Raw genomic sequence first — 16,800 nt, 5'->3', positions numbered from 1 at the left:
AAAACGTTTAATTAAGGGGTGAAAATAGTGTTAATAGCGGTTGTCACTACCCCCCTTATAGCCCTATAGTCATCGCCACAAATAATGAGGTGTGTCATCTTTCCAAAGGCAACTCCTTGGTGACGCACCCAGGGCTACCGGCACTTGGAAAGACGTTGGAGATTTGGCATGCGGCGAAGAAAACCTGATATGGTCATGGCGCTAACCGTGGTGTTTTTGCTTGGGGTTTTGGCGACTGGCTATGCCCAGGCAATATCGGGAAGTTGATCAATGGTAGCAGGGTAGAGCGGTATCGACGTCGCGAGCCTGCAAAAGGTCAAACAAGAGGGCTGATCATGGATCAGCCCTTTTTATGGGGCGTACCGTGGCTTGATCGGTGACCACGGCCGTGAGCGGAATATCCCAGGGCTCCAACGGCAGCTGGTCGACCTGTTGGCAAGCGTGCGCCACCCCAATCAAGGCGGGAGCCGGGCCAGGTCTGCGCATGAAGGCCAGGCTGCGGTCGTAAAACCCTCCCCCCATGCCCATGCGGTTGGCCTGCTGGTCGAACCCGACCAGCGGTACGATCAGCGTATCCAGTGCCCAGGCGGGTAGCCGATGGCCACGGTGGGCAGCAAACCTTGGGCAGGGTTCGGCAATGCCGAAACGATTCTTGACCATGGGGGTATGCTGGTCGTAACGCACGAACCATAGGCTATTGGCGCTGAAAGGGCGTAGCACAGGAAGGTAAATCGTGGTGCGTCGCTGGCGAAGCCATGCGATCAGGGGTGTCGGGTCGATTTCGCCATTGACCGGCAGGTAGAGACTGATGCGTTTGGCGCGTCTGATTTCGGGCTGATGCCTCAGGCGCTGGCAGAGTGAGTGGGCCGCCTGCTGTTGCTGTTTGGCGGTCAGCGCCTTGCGTCTGCGCTTGAGTTCACGGCGCAGGGCCTGCTTTTCATCGGGCGTCGTATGCGTCATCTCTATCAGGCCATGTTGAAGTGTTCCCCAGAATGCCGCTGTCGTTCTGGCCCTGAACCTATTGGTTCAGGTGGGTGGCCGCAGCCAGACCGTCAGGCTTTCCGACGCACGGACATGCGCACGGGTCTGGCTAGCATTTGGCCCCCTGGTACTGCGTATAGGCTCGAGGGACTATAACGACTGGCGCGCATTCCAGAGAACATCCCTATCCTAACAGAGGCGCTGCCAATGCCAAAGCATCCATGCCCCGAACGGCTCTCTTTACGCGTCCGTTGGCTTGCGAGTACCTGCCAACGCTCGTTCGAGGCGCTCATTGAGGCGGCTCAGGTTGGCCTCACCCGCGCGGTGCTCGTCCAGCGCTTCCAGCAATTCATGGGTAATGTTCAAGGCGGCCATGATGGCAATGCGCTCGTTGCCCAACACGCTGCTCTGGGCGTGAATGCCGTGCATGGCTCTGTCCAGGTAGCGAGCGGCGCGCTCCAGCTGCACCTCCTGACCGCTATCGCAGGCAATGACATAGCTGCGCCCCAATAGGGTGATCTCTTTCGTTGGCCGCTTGGCGGTACTCATCATTGACTCCAGCACGGGCCAGTCAGGGCCCCAATGCGTTAACATCACATAAATAGGATGGATAGACGATATTCACTATAAGAGAGCCGCTCGTACGGGGTCAACGCACGTACCGGCCGCGCTCTGCGCAGAATCTTACTCTGACTTTTGCTAAAGCGAGCACAAAACATGTCATTGATTGACGAGCGCCAGGATTTTTCTGACGTGGCGGATGTATTTTTATTGCACGGGAGCATGCAGTCTCCCGCTTTTCTGGATGGGCGCCTGTGTGGCCTGCTGGCGCTACGTGACGTGAGCGCCGAAGGGTGGCTGGAAGAGGTCTGCCTGGGGCTTGGTGTCGAGCAACCCCGAGATCAGGCAAGCGCAGAGCGACTGTTGGGCTGGCGACGCCAGACGCTGGAAGCCTTGAGCGCCAGCGATATGAACTACGCGCCGCTGCTGCCGGATGAGCTGTTTTCGCTTGCCGAGCAGGCCCAAGGGCTCAAGGAGTGGACGTTGGGCTTCATGGAAGTCGTCGAAGAAGTGGCCGATGACACGCTGCGAGAGCGCTGGTCGCAGACCCTGCGTGAGGCCATCGAAGACCTGGCGGGGCTGAGTCAGATCGAAACCGATATCGATGATAGCCCGGACAACGAGAACGACCTGTTTGCATTGACCGAGCACGCGCGCATGGCGGCCATGCTGCTGTATACCGAGCAGCACCCGGGCCAGCCCCAGGTCGAGCAGGTCGACGCCCCCGTCCACTGATATCTGACTGTTCTTCAGAATACGCAAGGAGCCACTATGTTGCCTGAGCGATTGCCGCGTCCCGCGCCCATTGGGCCTGACGAGTACCGCCAGCGGCGTGAGGCGCTGATGGCCCAGCTGCCGCCGAACGCGGCCATGCTGATACCGGGAGCATCGTTAGTGACACGCTCCCACGATAGCGAATATCGCTTCCGTCAGCAGAGCGACTTTTACTACCTCACGGGCCTGCAAGAGCCCGACGGCCTGCTGGTGCTGCTGCCTGGGCGTGTCGAAGGCAGCAGTGTGGTGTTCTGCCAGGACCGGGACCCCACGCTGGAGGCCTGGACGGGCCGTCGGTTGGGTGCAGGCGGGGTGGAGCAGCAGCTGGGGGTCGACCAGGCCTTCGAGAACGCCCAGCGCGATGTGCAACTGGCAAGGCTGCTCGATGGCCGCGAACTGCTCTACGCGCCGCTGGACAATCCCGAAGCGATCAGCCTGCTGGAAGAGGCGCTAGCCCAGGCCCAGGCGAGCGTGCGCCGTGGTAAGCCCGCCTTGAAAGGCTGGCTGGATTGCCGCCCACTCATCCATGAGATGCGGCTGATCAAGAGTCCGGGGGAAATCGCCCTGCTGCGCCATGCGGCGGCCATTTCTGCTCAGGCCCATGTGCGTGCCATGCGCACCTGCCGGGCAGGGCTGCATGAGTATCAGCTTCAGGCCGAGCTGGAGCATGCGTTCATGTGGCAAGGGGCCAGTGGTCCCGCTTATAGCACCATCGTGGGCGGCGGCGCCAACGCCTGTGTGCTGCACTATATTGAAAACAGCGATTTGCTGGAGGCAGGGGCGCTGGTGCTGATCGATGCGGGCGCCGAGTTCGATCTCTACGCTGGCGACATCACCCGCACTTTCCCGGTCTCCGGTCACTTCAGCGATGCCCAGCGAGCGCTCTACCAGGTGGTGCTGGAGGCTCAGGAGCGTGCTGTGAACGCCGTCGCTCCGGGCGCTACCCTGGCCGATATTCATCAAGGGGTCGTGCACGATTTGACCAAGGGCCTCATCGACCTGGGGCTTTTGGAAGGCGAGGTGCAGGCACGTATCGATGACGAAAGTTATCGACGCTTTTATCTGCACTCCACGTCGCACTGGCTGGGTCTGGACGTCCACGATGTGGGGACCTATCGACTCGATGAAAACACGCCCAGGCCGCTGGCGCCGGGCATGGTACTAACCATTGAGCCGGGCCTGTATATCCCTTGTGATGACGATATTCCTACGGCTTACCGTGGGATCGGTATTCGTATCGAAGACAACGTTGTGGTTACTGCGCTTGGGGGAGAGGTGATCACCGATGGAGTTCCCAAGCAGGTCGAGGCCATCGAGCAATTGATGGCTAAATAGTGACCAGTCGACAAAGCTGAAGAAGTCGTTATGTAAATTACGTTATGGGTTACGATGATTCGCATGGGCTGAACAACCAAGCCAGGAGAGGTGAATGCAGGTGTCCGCAGCGGTAACAGATCCTTCCAGTGAGCGGCCTGCCACTCACGATATCGTGATCGTGGGTGGTGGCCTGGTAGGCGCCAGCCTGGGGTGCGCCCTCGCACCTCTGATCGAGCGTTTTGGTTGGCGCGTGGCCATCATCGAGGCCAAGGCACTGCCCGACACGAGCGACCAGGCCACTTGGCAGCCCAGCTTCGATGCGCGTGCCAGCGCCATTGCCGAGGGCTCCGCCCAGCGCTTTCGCCAACTGGGCGTGTGGCAGGAAATGCAGGCTGAGGCCTCGCCCATCCAGCGCATTCATATCAGCGAGCGCGGACGTTTGGGGGCGACACGCCTGAGCGCGGAAGAGCTGGGCGTCGAGGCGCTGGGGCATGTGATTCCCAACGCCTGGATGGGGCAGGTGCTGCACCGTCGATTGCAGCAACTCCCCATCGAATGGCACTGCCCCGCCTCGGTCACGTCGCTGACCCCGCAGGCAGGGGGGCGGCATCATCTTCGCCTGTCGAATGGCAGTGAGCTGACTGCCACGCTGACGTTACTGGCCGACGGAGGCCGTTCGGGCTTGAAAGAGCAGCTGGGCATTCAGAGTCGCCGTCACTCTTATGAACAAACCGCCGTGATTGCCCATGTGGGGGTCAGTCAGCCGCACCACGGGGTCGCCTACGAGCGCTTCACCGCAGACGGCCCCATTGCGCTGTTGCCCTTGCCCGGTCAGGCCATGGAGCTGGTCTGGACACACCCCAGCGGGGGTGAGCAGGCGCGCATGGCGCTGTCTGAGCAAGCTTTTTTGAGCCAGCTGCAGCAAGCATTCGGCGACCGGGTAGGCCGCTTCAATCGGCTGGGGCAGCGTTATTGCTATCCGCTTTCGCTGGTGACTGCCGAAGAGCCGGTAAGGCCGGGGCTGGCGGTGCTTGGCAATGCTGCGCACGCGCTGCACCCCGTGGCCGGGCAGGGCTTCAATCTTGCGCTGCGCTCTGTGATGGATCTGGTCGAGGCGCTGGCCCAGGCTGCCCAACACCAGCAGCCCTTGGGCAGTCTGGCAACCCTGGCGGCTTTCGAGCGCCGCCGTGCCGATGACCGTGCCAACGTCATCCGTTTCAGCGATGGTCTGGTGCGGCTGTTCGGTGCTTCGCTGCCACTGCTGCCCCATGCCCGTGGTGCCGGATTGATCGGCCTGAACCTGGTGGGACCGCTGCGCCGGGGGTTGGCACGCCGAGCCATGGGGCTAGAACGATAGCGCTGGAACGATAGCGCGCACCATTGGCGCTGACACATTAAGGATTGGCTATGACGATTCAAGCAGAACAGGCAACCACGGTCACGCGTTTCGATGCGGTGGTGGTGGGGGCCGGTATGGTCGGGGCCAGCGTGGCAGGGTTGCTGGCCAAGGCCGGTATGCAGGTCGCGCTGGTCGAGGCCCGTGAGAAGCCTCTGCAGTTGGAAGAGGTGGCCCAGGCGCTACCGGCGCCCCGTGTCAGCGCCCTGACGCCGGTGTCACAGCGGCTGTTGAACCATCTGGGTGCCTGGCCTGCCATGGCGGCGACGCGTATCACACCTTACCGTTACATGCAGGTATGGGATGCCGAGGGCAGTGGCAACATCCACTTTTCGGCGGACGAGGCGGGCACCGCCGTGCTGGGGCATATCGTCGAGAACGACGTGACCCTGGCCGCACTCAATGCACAGCTGGCCAACCTGCCGACGTTGACCCGGCTGAATGGCGTGCGCGTCTCCGCGCTGCAGACCAGTTCCAAAGGGCGCTGGCTGGTATTGGAGGATGGTCGCCAGCTGGAAACCCCGCTGCTGGTGGCGGCTGATGGTGCGCGCTCTGTGCTGCGCGAACTGGCGGGCATCGAGGTGGCAGAGGAGTCCATGGGCCAGGAAGCGGTGGTCACCACCGTGCGCTGTGAGCACGCCCATGGAGCGACGGCCCGTCAGGCCTTCGTAAGCGGCAGCCCGCTGGCTTTCCTGCCGTTGACCGTGGACGGCGATGATCGGCTGTGCTCGATTGTGTGGTCCGTGCCACCCGAGCAGGCGGCCCGGCTTGAGTCGCTGGCACCGCAAGCGCTGGGAGAGGAATTGGGTCGCGCCTTCGATCACCGTCTGGGGGCTGTCACGGTGCTTGATCGAGCCTATCGCTTTGCGCTGGTACAACGCCACGCCCGCAGCTATGTGCAGGAGCACTTTGCCCTGGTGGGGGATGCGGCGCACAGCATTCACCCCTTGGCGGGGCAAGGGGTGAACCTTGGGCTGATGGATGCGGCGGTGTTGGCGGAAGAAGTGGTTGCTGCCTGGCGGCGTGGCTCGCCCTGGGGCAGCCTGGCCATCCTGTCGCGCTACGAACGCCGCCGCCGTCTCGACAATACGGCCATGCTGGCCCTGATGAAGGGCTTCAAGGGGCTGTTTGGCAGTCAGCAGCCGGGCCTGACCCTGCTGCGTAATGTCGGCATGAGTGGCATGAACCAGTGGGTGCCACTCAAGCGGCTCATCATGCGCCAGGCCACCGGTGAAAGAGGTCGCCTGCCGAGCACGTGCCGTTAGCGGCGCCGGTCGACGACATTGAGCGCTTTCAACAGGTTGAGCGCTTCGCTGAGCTGATAGTCGTCGCGCAGCCGCTGCGACATGGCCGCGCGCTCGCGAGGCTGGTTCTGACTGCCCAGATGCCCTTCCAGGTCGGCTTCGCGCAGTTCACGGCGGCTTTCGGCCACTTCCAGGCGGCCACGCACCACTTCCACGTCCGGCTCGATGCCCTGCGCCTGGATGGAGCGGCCATTGGGCGTGTAGTACAACGCCGTGGTCAGCTTCAGACCTTCGCCGTTGCCTAGCGGCATGATCTGCTGCACCGACCCTTTGCCAAAGCTTTCGGTGCCCATGATGACCCCGCGACGCTGGTCCTGAAGCGCGCCTGCCACGATCTCTGCGGCGGAGGCGCTGCCGCTGTTGATCAGCACCACGAGCGGTACATCACGCGCAGGCGTATCGGGCGATGCCGAGAAGGACATCTCGGTATCCGACAGGCGGCCTTCGGTATACACGATTAGCCCGCTATCCAGGAAGAGGTCGGCCACGCCCACCGCCGCTTGCAGTACCCCGCCAGGGTTGTTACGTAAATCCAGAATCAGGCCTTCGAGCGGCTGTTCGCGTGCCATGCGCTCGAGGGCGCGGCGTGCCTGTTCCGGCGTGCGTGATTGGAACTGGCTGATACGTAAATAGCCGTAGCCAGGCTCCAGGGTTTCATGGCGCACACTTTCGCTACGGATGATTTCCCGGGTCAGCGTAAGGTCTCGTGGGCTATCTTCGCCCGCGCGCAGAATGGATAGCCGCAGCTGGCTGCCCGGCTCGCCCCGCATCAGGTTGACGGCTTCCTGCAAGGAGAGGTTATCGGTGGGTGTGCCATCGATGGCGATGATGATGTCCCGCGACAGCAGGCCCGCGCGGGAGGCCGGTGTATCGTCGATGGGAGTGATCACCATGAGTTGACCATTCTCGGTGCCGACTTCGATGCCGATGCCGCCGAACTCGCCCTGGGTGGACTCGCGAAGGCTCTGGTACTCGTTGGCATCCAGATAGGCCGAGTGAGGGTCCAGCTCGCTGAGCATGCCACGCATGGCATTGCGCAGCAGCGTACGATCATCCACTTCCTCGACATAGGCCCGTTTGATGCGTTCGAACACCTCGGCGAAGGTCTGGATCTCTTCCAGCGGAAGGTCGTCGGCGACGCTATTGGCCGTTTGAGCCGCTAGGGGTAAGGGTGCTGCCAGCAGCGCGAGCGGAAGCAGGGTCGCCAAGAAACGCTTGGCAGGGGCCGATACCTCGGTTACAGATAGCGTCATGCGTACTCCGCTAGGCGAAAGGCAGCGCCGCTGGGCGCCGCATGGGTTAGACGGTCGGCGCGACACCTTCAAGGGTGCCGCTGCTATCAGCTTATCCCGTCAACGTCGTGCAATCCAACGTTGCGGGTTAATGGGGGCGCCACCTCGCCGCACTTCGAAATAGAGCGCGGACGAAGGCTGCCCTCCGCTGTTGCCCACTCGGCCGATGCGGTCGCCCCGGTTTACTTGCTGGCCCGGGCGTGCATCGAACTGCTGAAGGTGGGCATACAGGGTCATGATCTGATCACCATGATCGATGATCATCAGGTTGCCAAACCCCCGCATCCAGTCCGCAAAGACCACGCGCCCAGAGTGGACGGCCGTGACCGCCGTGCCGGCGCCCGCTTGAATCACGATACCGTTGTAATGCACGCCCTGACGGCGCTGGAAGCTGGCCGTGATGGCGCCCTGTACTGGCCAGGGCAGGTCGCCCTGGGTGCGGGTGATGTTGGTGGAGGGCGTCGGCTCGGCCAGTCGGGCAAGCTCGGCCTGGATGGCGCGTAGCTGCTGTTCGGCCTGCTCGCGGCTCTGGCTGAGGTCGGCCAGACGGTCGGCTTCGCTCTCGTAACGATCATCCAGCGTGGTCACGACGCTGCGCCGTTCCTCGGTACGGCGGGCCAGCAGCGCGCTTTGCGCTTCCAGTTCGTCCGCCAGGGCATCCAGCCGGGTCTGGCGCTCGGCCAGCGCCTGCTCGGTATCCACCAGCGCGGTATCCAGACGGGCAATGTCGCCCAGGCGACGTTGCCGCGCCTGCGTCAAGCGGTTCAGGTAGGCCTGCATACGGTCCAGCTCGGCGGGATTGCTCTGGTTCAACAGCAGCTTTAGCTGAGGGGTGGGCCCCAGCCGGTAGAGGGCCGCCAGTTGCTGGCCCAGCGCTGCGTATTGCGCCGCTCTTTCCTGCTCGAGCCGCTCACGGTGCTGGCGCAGTTGCTCGCTCTCTTCGTTCAGTTGGCGGCGTTCCCCCTGCAGCTGGTCCAGACGCTGGTGCGTTTGGGCCAGCTCCGTCTCGACGGCACGCAGGGCCTGTTGGGCGCTGTCACGGGCCTGGTCCGTCACGCCCAACTGCTGGGTCATGGCATCGATTTGCTGGCCCAGTGCATCCAGCTGCTGCTGGGCGGCACGCTCATCCTGCGCGACGGCAGCGGGCGTGCCCAGCATCAGCAGTGCCAGCAAGGGCAGTCGTTGCCACGATGGCATTAGGCGAAGCGCAGCAGTGACTGGCCCGTCATCGCGTCTGGCTGTGGCTGATGCATCATCGCCAGCAGCGTGGGCGCCAAATCGCACAGACGGCCGTCCGACAGCTGAGCCTCGCACTCACCGACGTAGATCAGCGGTACCACGAAGGTGGTGTGAGCGGTTTGCGGCTCGCCGGTCACCGGGTGCACCATCTGTTCGGCATTGCCGTGGTCGGCGGTGATCAGGCAGGCGCCACCGGCCCGCTCGATGGCCTCCACGACCCGCCCAACGCAGGTGTCGACGGTTTCAATGGCCTTGACGGCGGCGGCAAAATCCCCCGTGTGACCGACCATGTCGCCGTTGGCGTAGTTGCACACCATCAGGTCGAAGCGGCCGCTGTCGATGGCGTCCACCAGCTTGTCGGTGATGTCGAACGCGCTCATTTCCGGCTTTTCGTCGTAGGTTTTCACATCACGAGGCGACGGCACCAGGATACGCTCTTCGCCGTCATACTCGGCTTCGTTACCCCCCGAGAAAAAGAACGTCACATGAGGGTACTTCTCGGTTTCGGCGATACGCAGCTGGGTCAGGCCGCGCTTGGACACCACTTCGCCCAGCGTATCGGTGAGGTCGGTGGGGGGGAACGCCGCCGGAGCGGCAATGTCGGCGGCGTACTGGGTCATCATCACCAGGCCGTCACCCGCCAGGGCAGGCCGGGTCTGGCGCTGGAAACCGGAAAAATCTGCATCGGTGAAGGCGCGGGTCAGTTCCCGGGCCCGGTCAGAGCGGAAGTTCAGAAAGATCGCCGCGTCGCCATCTTGTAACGTCATGGCGCTACCGTTGACGGGAACGCTGGTGGCCGCCACGAACTCGTCGGTTTCACCACGCGCGTAGGCATCCCGCAGGCCGCTTTCAGCGCTGGTGGCGGTATGCTCGGCATGACCCTCGGTGAGCAGGCGGTAGGCCTGCTCGACCCGCTCCCAGCGGTTGTCTCTGTCCATGGCGAAGAAGCGGCCAATGATGGAGGCCACGAAGCCGTTGTCGGCACCGACCAGTTCGGCAAGCCGGGCATTGGCGCGCTCGATGGAGGCCAGCGCGCTTTGCGGGGGCATGTCGCGGCCATCCAGGAAGGCGTGCACGTAGATTCGCTGAGCGCCGCGCCGCGCCGCCAGTTCCGCGACGGCAATGAAGTGGTCTTCATGGCTGTGTACGCCTCCAGGCGAGAGCAGGCCCAACAAATGTACCGCTTTGCCGTTGGCCACGGCGTCGTCGATAGGTTTGGTCAGCACGCCATTGATATCCAGGTCGCCATCCTCGATGGCCTTGGTGATCCGCGTGAAGTCCTGGTACACGATGCGCCCAGCTCCCAGGTTCATGTGGCCCACTTCCGAGTTGCCCATCTGCCCATCGGGCAGCCCCACATGGCGGCCATCGGTGTGTACGAAGGCGTGGGGGCGTTTGGCCCACAGGGCATCCATGTTCGGGGTATGGGCGGCAGCCACGGCGTTATGTGCGCTATCGGGATTGTGGCCATAGCCGTCCAGGATGATCAGGGCGACGGGGCGGGGTGCAGATGATGCCATGAGAAACCTCGTTATATGGGTCAGCCAAGCAACGAAAAGTGCTGTTTGAAACGCTGGCAATGGCCGTTCAGCCAGTTTTCAGACAGTACCTGAGAAACAGGGTCGCGGCGGGCGCGTGCTTGGGGCATCATAACGCAGGCAGCCGCTGGGCGTCATGGCCTGCGCGGTATGCCCTGTGACGTGTATACTTGTCGCGTTTCTGATGGCGGCCAGGCCGCTTTTTTCTGCATAGACCAAGAGATTGTGTTCGCGATGATCGATCAGCTGTTCGAATTCGTAATGAACCACCCCCTGTTGGTGGGGGCATTTTTGCTGGTGCTCACGGCGTGGATTGTCTACGAAACGCGTAGCGCTGCCTCGAATGCCGTGTCCTCTAGCCAGGCCACCCAGCTCATCAACCGCGAAGATGCGGTGGTAGTGGACATTCGTGAAAGCAAAGACTTCAAGGCGGGGCATATCGCCGGTGCACGCAACATTCCCCAGAGCAGCCTCGATAGCCGCATGAACGAGCTGGAGAAAGTCAAAAGCCAGCCGATCATCGTGGTGTGCAAGCATGGCCAAAGCTCGGGTGCCGCACAAGCCAAGCTGGTCAAGGCGGGCTTCGAGCGGGCCACGAAGTTGCGTGGTGGCATGATGCAGTGGCAGGCCGATGGCCTTCCCGTAGTGAAGAAGTAAACGACGAAAGCGGCCTCTGGGCCGCACGCTTTTTTATTGAATGAATAACGAGGAGTCTCCCATGGCGGAAGATAACAACACCCCGCAGGCCGGTGCCGCTGAAGGTGAAAAGCCGCAGCTGAAATTCTCTTTGCAGCGTATTTACGTGAAAGACATTTCCTTCGAAGCGCCGAACTCTCCTTCCGTGTTCAAGCAGGCGTTCAAGCCCAAGGTCAATCTGGATCTGAACACTACCAGCCAGAAAGTGGCTGACGACCAGTACGAAGTCGTGGTCAAGGTCACCGCCCAGGTGAATGACAGCGAGTCCGGCACCACGTCGTTCCTGGCTGAAGTCGAGCAGGCTGGCCTGTTCCGTATTTCCGGCATCGAAGGTGCGCAGCTGGAGCAGACGTTAGGCGCCTTCTGTCCTAACCTGCTGTTTCCTTACGCCCGTGAGTGTATCGACAACCTGGTCAACCGTGGCGGCTTCCCTGCGCTGATGCTGGCGCCGGTCAACTTCGAAGCCATGTACGCCCAGCGCAAGCAGCGTGAAGCGCAGCAGGCAAGCCAGGCTGCCGAGAACACCCACTAAGCCATGCTCGAAGCGCATTCGGCAGCACACTGGCTCGCCACGCACGGCAAGATGCCGCGCCTTCATGTGCCCACCGAGCTGCGTGTCGGGGCAACCGTCACGCTGCCGGAAGGCCCTGCCAGGCACGTTACCCGCGTGCTGCGCATGGGGGAGGGCGCGGCACTGATCCTGTTCGACGGGGCGGGCCAGGAGGCAGGCGTTCGGCTGGCGGAGGTGGGGCGAAAACAGACCACCGCAACCGTCGAGTCGGTATGGCCAGGCAACGCGGAGTCTCCGCTAGCGGTGCATCTGGGCCAGGCGATTTCCAAGGGAGATCGCATGGACTATGCCATTCAGAAAGCCGTGGAGCTGGGCGTCGCTGCCATCACCCCACTCTATACCGAGCGGGGGGATGTTCGCCTGAAAGGCGACCGAGAAGAGAAGAAGCTGGCCCATTGGCAGGCGGTGGCTGCCAGCGCCTGCGAGCAAAGTGGGCGTGCAGTGGTGCCTCCCGTGTACCCGCCGCAGGGGCTGGAGGAGTGGCTGGCCGAACGGCAAGAGCCGCTGCGCCTGATGCTTCATCTGGCCACGGGCAATGGCTTTGCACAGTCGTCTCGGCCCGCTTCGGCAGCGTTGCTGATTGGCCCCGAAGGAGGGCTCAGCGAGACCGATATCGCTGCGGCCACCGCCAGCGGCTTTACGCCGCTGACATTAGGGCCCCGTGTACTGCGTACGGAAACCGCACCAGTCGTCGCGCTGACCCTCCTGCAGCATCATTTCGGTGATTTGTAAGCGCTTACTGTCAGCCGCTGCCGCATTCTATGTGGCAGCGGCTTTTGTATAGCAGGCTGTCAGGCCGAATACGGTCTCGCTTTGGCTAGCGTTAGCAAGGTACGCTACCGATTCTCAACCCTTCGCAAGGACACCTCCATGGCCCGTGAGCCCCATGCCTCTCCCCGTTCTGCCAGCAATGCGACTGCCCAGCTGGGAGAAGTCGCTTACTTGACCGTGACGGCAGTGAACAGTACGGGCGCTTTTCTGCGTTGGGGCCAGCCCAAGGACGTGCTGCTGCCCTATAGCGAACAGCGTTTTCGCCCGGATCCCGGCAAGCGCGTACTGGTCATGCTGTATAGCGATGACCAGGGGCGTCCCGTGGCATCCATGCGATTGGACCGCTTTCTGAGCGACGACGCCTGGGCGCTGTCGCAGGGGGATGAGGTCACGGTAGTGGTGGCCGATCGCACGGACCTGGGCATGAAAGTGGTGGTCGAGCACCGTTATTGGGGATTGATCTATCAGGACGACATGACCCAGCCGCTGCGCCGAGGGCAGACGCTGAAAGGCTATGTAAAACAGCGTCGCGAGGATGGCCGAGTCGATATCTCGCTGCTGCCGCCGGGGGCGGCACGCCTCGATGTGGTAGGTGACAAGATACTGCAAGCGCTACGTGAAAGCGGCGGCTACTTGCCGCTGGGCGATAAAAGCGATGCCCACGCCATCAAGGCGCGCCTGGGGGTGAGCAAGAGCGCCTACAAACAAGCGATTGGGCGGCTTTACAAGCAACAGCTGATCACCCTGACCCCTGATGCCATTCGCCTGGTGCCGGGCGCGCTCTCCGAAACCGCAGACAAATAGCCGCGGTTGGAGCCGTGCCTGCAGTACGGCATACTGAATAATGATTGTTTCTGCATGGACGGTATTTCGATGAGCCACTCAACGTTGCATCTCGGTGTCGTGATGGACCCGATCAGTGACATCGCCTACAAGAAAGACACCACCCTGGCGATGCTGTGGGCTGCCCAGGAGCGCGGCTATACCTTGCACTACATGGAGCAGGACGATCTGTTCTTGAACGCAGGGCAGGCCTACGCACGCATGCGCCCATTGACCGTGCATCGTGATCCTGCACATTGGTACGACCTTGGCGAAGCAGCTCAGCGGCCACTGGCAGAACTGGACGTCGTGCTGATGCGCAAGGACCCGCCGGTAGATGCCGAGTTCATTAATGCGGTGCACCTGCTGGGCTTTGCCGAGCGCGAGGGAGTGCTGGTGGTGAACCCCACCGCCGCCTTGCTGCAGTGTAACGAGAAGCTCTTTGCCCAGCAGTTTCCTCAGTGCTGCGCGCCAACGGTCGTGGCTAGCCGTGATGATGTGCTGCGTGCCTTCCACGCCGAGCATGGCGACGTGATCTTCAAGCCACTCGACGGTATGGGGGGCACGGGCATTTTTCATATCGGCCCTGATGGCCGCAACATAGGCGCCGTCATCGAGCAGCTGACGCTGCGCGGCCAGCGTCAGATCATGGCGCAGCGCTACCTGCCGGAAATCAAACACGGCGATACTCGTATTCTGCTGGTCGATGGCGAGCCTGTGCCCTTCGGGCTGGCGCGCATCCCCTCGGCGGGAGAGACCCGCGGCAACCTGGCCGCCGGTGGGCGTGGCGTGAGTCGCGAGCTGACCGAGCGTGATCACTGGCTGATCCAGCAGGTACAGCCGCTGATCCGTGAGAAAGGGCTGATGTTCGTGGGTCTGGATGTCATCGGTGACTACATCACCGAGATCAACGTGACCAGCCCCACCTGCGTGCGGGAAATCGACGATCAGCGTGGCACCGACATCGCCGGCATGCTGCTGGACGCCATCGAGCGTCGCCTTGCTTCCGCCCAATAACGCCCGACTTGCTGATTCAGCGGCAAGCCATAGGAGACGCATGCAAAGCTTAAAACACCATTTTTTAATGGCCATGCCGCATCTGGACGACCCCAACTTTGCGGGCAGCCTGGTGTACCTGTGTGACCATGACCACAATGGTTGCATGGGGGTGATTACCAACCGCCCCCTGGAGATCACCCTGGATGCGCTGTTTGAACAGCTCTCCCTGGGGGGCGATGAGAGCCCGCACCGCAATGCGCCTGTCTATTACGGTGGCCCCACCCATAAAGACCGTGGCTTTATCCTTCACGAAGGGGATAGCCAGGCGTGGGATTCCAGCGTCCAGGTAGAAGATGGCATTGCCCTCACCACGTCCATGGATATTCTTCAGGCGCTGGCGGATGGCACGGGGCCAGAGCACTTCCTCGTGTGCCTGGGGTGCGCGGGCTGGGAAGTAGGGCAGCTGGAGGATGAGCTCAAGGACAACGCCTGGTTGACGGTGGAAGGCCAGCCAAGCGTGCTGTTCGACACCCCTCCCGCCGAGCGCTTGGCCGCTGCCGCTGGCCTGCTGGGCGTCGATCTCAACCTGATGACCCGTGACGCCGGTCACGCATGACGAAGGGGCAGTAACGCGATGGCCGACAGTGGGGAACGCCTGATCCTGGCATTCGATTATGGAACGCGGCGCATCGGTGTGGCGGTAGGCAATGAGCTGCTCAACAGCGCCCGCGAGCTGACGCCTCTCCCTGCACGGGATGGCATTCCTGACTGGAACGTGGTGTCTCGTCTGGTTCAGGAGTGGCAGCCCGACCTGTTCGTGGTCGGGCTACCGTTGAACATGGATGGCAGCGAATCGCCCATGAGTACCCGTGCGCGCAAGTTTGGCAACCGCCTGCATGGGCGTTATGGCAAGCCGTGCGAGATGGTCGATGAGCGTGGCTCTACCCGTGAAGCCAAGCAGATCGCCCACGCATCGGGACATCGCGGTAACTATCGTCAGCAGAGCGTGGACGGCATCGCTGCCGTGCTGATTCTGGAAGGCTGGTTCGCCCACCGAGAAGGCCTCCCCGGTGGGCGAACTGCGCACTGAGCGTTTAGCTGCTCAGCCGTCTGCTCCTCAGCGGTCCAGCGTGCCAATTTGCGGCGGTACGAACCAGCGCACTGGCCGCATATCCTGTTCGATCAGCTCGTCCACTTTCAATAGCGTGGCAAAAATGGCCATCCGCATGGGGATGCCGTTATCTGTCTGGCGGAAGATCGCCAGGCGCGGATCGCCATTCAAATCGACGTTCAAATCATTGGCGCCTGGACGGCTATCGCGCGGTAGCGGGTGCATCACGATCGTGCTTTGGCTGCAGCGGTGATCCAGAAAATCGCGATTGACCATGAAGTCATCGGAAAGCCCCTGGAAGCTCTCGTTCATTTCGTCCGTGAAGCGCTCCTTCTGGATGCGCGTCGTATAGACGACGTCCAGATCCGAGAAGTCACTGGCCAGGGAGTCGCGCTGCTCGATGCGATGGCCCCGTGACGCCACCAGATCCACCAGATAAGACGGCATTTCCAGGCCGGGTGGGGAGACCAGCGTTATCCGCAGCGGATCATAAAGCGACAGCAGCTTGATCAGCGAATGCACCGTGCGCCCGTATTTCAAATCCCCGGTCAGTAGAATATGGGCACCACTCAGGCGCTTGCCCAACCGCTGGAACTCCTTGTCGATGGTATAAAGGTCCAGCAGCGCCTGGCTTGGGTGCTCGCCTGGACCATCACCACCGTTGATGACCGGCACATGCGTTGCGGCGGCAAACTCGGCAACCGACCCTTGATCCGGGTGGCGCATGACGATGGCATCACAGTAGCCGCTCATTACCCTGCTGGTGTCGTACAAGGATTCGCCCTTGGCCATGGACGAGAAGGTAAAGCCCGTGGTGTCACAGACACTGCCTCCCAGACGGCAGAAAGCCGCATTGAAACTCACCCGCGTCCGCGTACTGGCTTCGAAGAACAGGTTGCCCAGTACCGCACCTTCCAGCACTCGCGTGACCTGACGGCGACTGGCAATCGGCTCCATGCGTGCGGCCACCCGTAACAGGTGATCAACGCTTTCGCGATTTAATGAATCGACGGTTAACAAGTGCTGGCTCATCGAAGACCTCATATCCGTAGGTGCAATAGATGTGGCGAATGTTGCGGAGTGCCAAGTGTAACCGCCAAACAGTAAGCGCCGAAGTGCTTTCCACGGGTTGTGTGGTCACGTGGGCGACTTTTTTTGACTATTTGGTAAATACCCCTTGCCAACCCGGCAGCGAATCCGTAAAGTACGCATCCGCTGCCGGGGACGCCAAGCGTTACCAGCGGTGAAGAAGGTTGAAAAACCTTCGGTTTGTCAGGAAGTTAGCGTCATCTGTTGGTTGGATTGATCGCTCGCTTCACACGCTGAAAACAGCCCTTGACAAACACCACGGAATGCGTAGAATACGTCTTCCTCGCTGAGGCGACACGGTTCAGGTCACCGAGCCCGTCACAGCGAAATGATTGCAGC

General features: G+C 62.0%; 17 protein-coding genes and 1 other RNA gene. 11 read left to right on the top strand and 7 right to left on the bottom strand.

The window, feature by feature from the left end:
- Positions 1-333: 333 nt before the first annotated feature.
- The 3 genes from B7L72_RS08625 to B7L72_RS08615 all read right to left on the bottom strand — a co-directional run bounded on the left by B7L72_RS08625 (position 334) and on the right by B7L72_RS08615 (position 1,530).
- Entirely contained in the window at positions 334-960 is a 627-nt protein-coding gene (locus B7L72_RS08625) for a 5-formyltetrahydrofolate cyclo-ligase (protein WP_081138434.1), read from the bottom strand.
- A 20-nt stretch (positions 961-980) separates the two neighbouring features.
- Positions 981-1,162: non-coding RNA, 6S RNA (gene ssrS / locus B7L72_RS08620), on the bottom strand.
- Positions 1,163-1,221: 59 nt separating this feature from the next.
- Positions 1,222-1,530 (bottom strand): cell division protein ZapA, encoded by a 309-nt coding sequence (locus B7L72_RS08615; RefSeq protein WP_039179187.1) that lies wholly within the window; start codon positions 1,528-1,530, stop codon positions 1,222-1,224.
- A 168-nt stretch (positions 1,531-1,698) separates the two neighbouring features.
- Here B7L72_RS08615 and B7L72_RS08610 point away from each other — a divergent pair, with 168 nt between their 5' ends.
- The 4 genes from B7L72_RS08610 (at position 1,699) to B7L72_RS08595 (ending at position 6,294) form a co-directional block, all read left to right on the top strand.
- Positions 1,699-2,277 carry a UPF0149 family protein gene (locus tag B7L72_RS08610; RefSeq protein WP_081193777.1) on the top strand — a complete coding sequence of 193 codons (579 nt, stop codon included), beginning with the start codon at positions 1,699-1,701 and terminating at the stop codon, positions 2,275-2,277.
- A 36-nt stretch (positions 2,278-2,313) separates the two neighbouring features.
- Positions 2,314-3,651 (top strand): Xaa-Pro aminopeptidase, encoded by a 1,338-nt coding sequence (pepP, locus tag B7L72_RS08605; protein WP_081193775.1) that lies wholly within the window; start codon positions 2,314-2,316, stop codon positions 3,649-3,651.
- A gap of 94 nt (positions 3,652-3,745) precedes the next feature.
- Positions 3,746-4,990: a 2-octaprenyl-6-methoxyphenyl hydroxylase gene (gene ubiH / locus B7L72_RS08600; RefSeq protein ID WP_081193773.1), complete on the top strand. Its 1,245-nt coding sequence runs from the start codon at positions 3,746-3,748 to the stop codon at positions 4,988-4,990.
- 50 nt (positions 4,991-5,040) lie between these two features.
- Complete coding sequence (locus B7L72_RS08595; RefSeq protein WP_081193771.1) at positions 5,041-6,294, top strand: UbiH/UbiF/VisC/COQ6 family ubiquinone biosynthesis hydroxylase; 1,254 nt, start codon at positions 5,041-5,043, stop codon at positions 6,292-6,294.
- Here the strand turns inward: B7L72_RS08595 and B7L72_RS08590 are convergent.
- The 3 genes from B7L72_RS08590 to gpmI form a co-directional block, all read right to left on the bottom strand.
- On the bottom strand, positions 6,291-7,586 hold the full coding sequence (locus tag B7L72_RS08590) for a S41 family peptidase (RefSeq protein ID WP_081138427.1): 1,296 nt from the start codon (positions 7,584-7,586) through the stop codon (positions 6,291-6,293). The genes B7L72_RS08595 and B7L72_RS08590 overlap by 4 nt on opposite strands.
- 99 nt (positions 7,587-7,685) lie before the next feature.
- Entirely contained in the window at positions 7,686-8,822 is a 1,137-nt protein-coding gene (locus B7L72_RS08585; RefSeq protein ID WP_016915637.1) for a murein hydrolase activator EnvC family protein, read from the bottom strand.
- A complete protein-coding gene (gene gpmI / locus B7L72_RS08580) occupies positions 8,822-10,384 on the bottom strand; it encodes a 2,3-bisphosphoglycerate-independent phosphoglycerate mutase (protein WP_081193769.1) in 1,563 nt (520 codons plus the stop codon). Before gpmI ends, B7L72_RS08585 begins: the two co-directional genes overlap by 1 nt.
- Positions 10,385-10,636: 252 nt before the next feature.
- On the opposite strand from gpmI, the gene B7L72_RS08575 reads away from it, so the two are divergent.
- From B7L72_RS08575 to ruvX, 7 genes are all read left to right on the top strand, one after another.
- Positions 10,637-11,059, top strand: coding sequence for a rhodanese-like domain-containing protein (locus tag B7L72_RS08575; RefSeq protein ID WP_016915639.1), 423 nt, complete (start codon positions 10,637-10,639; stop codon positions 11,057-11,059).
- A 61-nt stretch (positions 11,060-11,120) separates the two neighbouring features.
- Positions 11,121-11,630, top strand: coding sequence for a protein-export chaperone SecB (secB, locus tag B7L72_RS08570; RefSeq protein WP_016915640.1), 510 nt, complete (start codon positions 11,121-11,123; stop codon positions 11,628-11,630).
- A 3-nt stretch (positions 11,631-11,633) separates the two neighbouring features.
- Positions 11,634-12,401 carry a 16S rRNA (uracil(1498)-N(3))-methyltransferase gene (locus tag B7L72_RS08565; RefSeq protein WP_081138424.1) on the top strand — a complete coding sequence of 256 codons (768 nt, stop codon included), beginning with the start codon at positions 11,634-11,636 and terminating at the stop codon, positions 12,399-12,401.
- 138 nt (positions 12,402-12,539) lie between these two features.
- Positions 12,540-13,244 carry a CvfB family protein gene (locus B7L72_RS08560; RefSeq protein WP_081193767.1) on the top strand — a complete coding sequence of 235 codons (705 nt, stop codon included), beginning with the start codon at positions 12,540-12,542 and terminating at the stop codon, positions 13,242-13,244.
- 69 nt (positions 13,245-13,313) lie between these two features.
- On the top strand, positions 13,314-14,279 hold the full coding sequence (gshB, locus tag B7L72_RS08555) for a glutathione synthase (RefSeq protein ID WP_026001921.1): 966 nt from the start codon (positions 13,314-13,316) through the stop codon (positions 14,277-14,279).
- A gap of 40 nt (positions 14,280-14,319) precedes the next feature.
- A complete protein-coding gene (locus tag B7L72_RS08550) occupies positions 14,320-14,877 on the top strand; it encodes a YqgE/AlgH family protein (protein ID WP_039179223.1) in 558 nt (185 codons plus the stop codon).
- 18 nt (positions 14,878-14,895) lie between these two features.
- The gene (gene ruvX, locus B7L72_RS08545) at positions 14,896-15,351 is read left to right on the top strand and encodes a Holliday junction resolvase RuvX (RefSeq protein WP_016915645.1); all 456 of its coding nucleotides are present in this window, start codon (positions 14,896-14,898) and stop codon (positions 15,349-15,351) included.
- A 27-nt stretch (positions 15,352-15,378) separates the two neighbouring features.
- Here ruvX and B7L72_RS08540 read toward each other — a convergent pair whose 3' ends face one another.
- On the bottom strand, positions 15,379-16,404 hold the full coding sequence (locus B7L72_RS08540) for an aspartate carbamoyltransferase (protein ID WP_016915646.1): 1,026 nt from the start codon (positions 16,402-16,404) through the stop codon (positions 15,379-15,381).
- Positions 16,405-16,800 lie beyond the last annotated feature (396 nt).

Source organism: Halomonas sp. BC1, from assembly GCF_002078135.1.
Classification (GTDB): Bacteria; Pseudomonadota; Gammaproteobacteria; order Pseudomonadales; family Halomonadaceae; genus Vreelandella; species Vreelandella stevensii.
Note: the sequence above shows the minus strand (reverse complement) of the source record. Positions and strands in the feature narration are given on the sequence as shown.

Coding starts and splice junctions, on each gene's coding strand:
- B7L72_RS08625 (WP_081138434.1), bottom strand. CDS start 960: ATGACGCATACGACGCCCGATGAAAAGCAGGCCCTGCGCCGTGAACTC.
- B7L72_RS08615 (WP_039179187.1), bottom strand. CDS start 1,530: ATGAGTACCGCCAAGCGGCCAACGAAAGAGATCACCCTATTGGGGCGC.
- B7L72_RS08610 (WP_081193777.1), top strand. CDS start 1,699: ATGTCATTGATTGACGAGCGCCAGGATTTTTCTGACGTGGCGGATGTA.
- pepP (WP_081193775.1), top strand. CDS start 2,314: ATGTTGCCTGAGCGATTGCCGCGTCCCGCGCCCATTGGGCCTGACGAG.
- ubiH (WP_081193773.1), top strand. CDS start 3,746: ATGCAGGTGTCCGCAGCGGTAACAGATCCTTCCAGTGAGCGGCCTGCC.
- B7L72_RS08595 (WP_081193771.1), top strand. CDS start 5,041: ATGACGATTCAAGCAGAACAGGCAACCACGGTCACGCGTTTCGATGCG.
- B7L72_RS08590 (WP_081138427.1), bottom strand. CDS start 7,586: ATGACGCTATCTGTAACCGAGGTATCGGCCCCTGCCAAGCGTTTCTTG.
- B7L72_RS08585 (WP_016915637.1), bottom strand. CDS start 8,822: ATGCCATCGTGGCAACGACTGCCCTTGCTGGCACTGCTGATGCTGGGC.
- gpmI (WP_081193769.1), bottom strand. CDS start 10,384: ATGGCATCATCTGCACCCCGCCCCGTCGCCCTGATCATCCTGGACGGC.
- B7L72_RS08575 (WP_016915639.1), top strand. CDS start 10,637: ATGATCGATCAGCTGTTCGAATTCGTAATGAACCACCCCCTGTTGGTG.
- secB (WP_016915640.1), top strand. CDS start 11,121: ATGGCGGAAGATAACAACACCCCGCAGGCCGGTGCCGCTGAAGGTGAA.
- B7L72_RS08565 (WP_081138424.1), top strand. CDS start 11,634: ATGCTCGAAGCGCATTCGGCAGCACACTGGCTCGCCACGCACGGCAAG.
- B7L72_RS08560 (WP_081193767.1), top strand. CDS start 12,540: ATGGCCCGTGAGCCCCATGCCTCTCCCCGTTCTGCCAGCAATGCGACT.
- gshB (WP_026001921.1), top strand. CDS start 13,314: ATGAGCCACTCAACGTTGCATCTCGGTGTCGTGATGGACCCGATCAGT.
- B7L72_RS08550 (WP_039179223.1), top strand. CDS start 14,320: ATGCAAAGCTTAAAACACCATTTTTTAATGGCCATGCCGCATCTGGAC.
- ruvX (WP_016915645.1), top strand. CDS start 14,896: ATGGCCGACAGTGGGGAACGCCTGATCCTGGCATTCGATTATGGAACG.
- B7L72_RS08540 (WP_016915646.1), bottom strand. CDS start 16,404: ATGAGCCAGCACTTGTTAACCGTCGATTCATTAAATCGCGAAAGCGTT.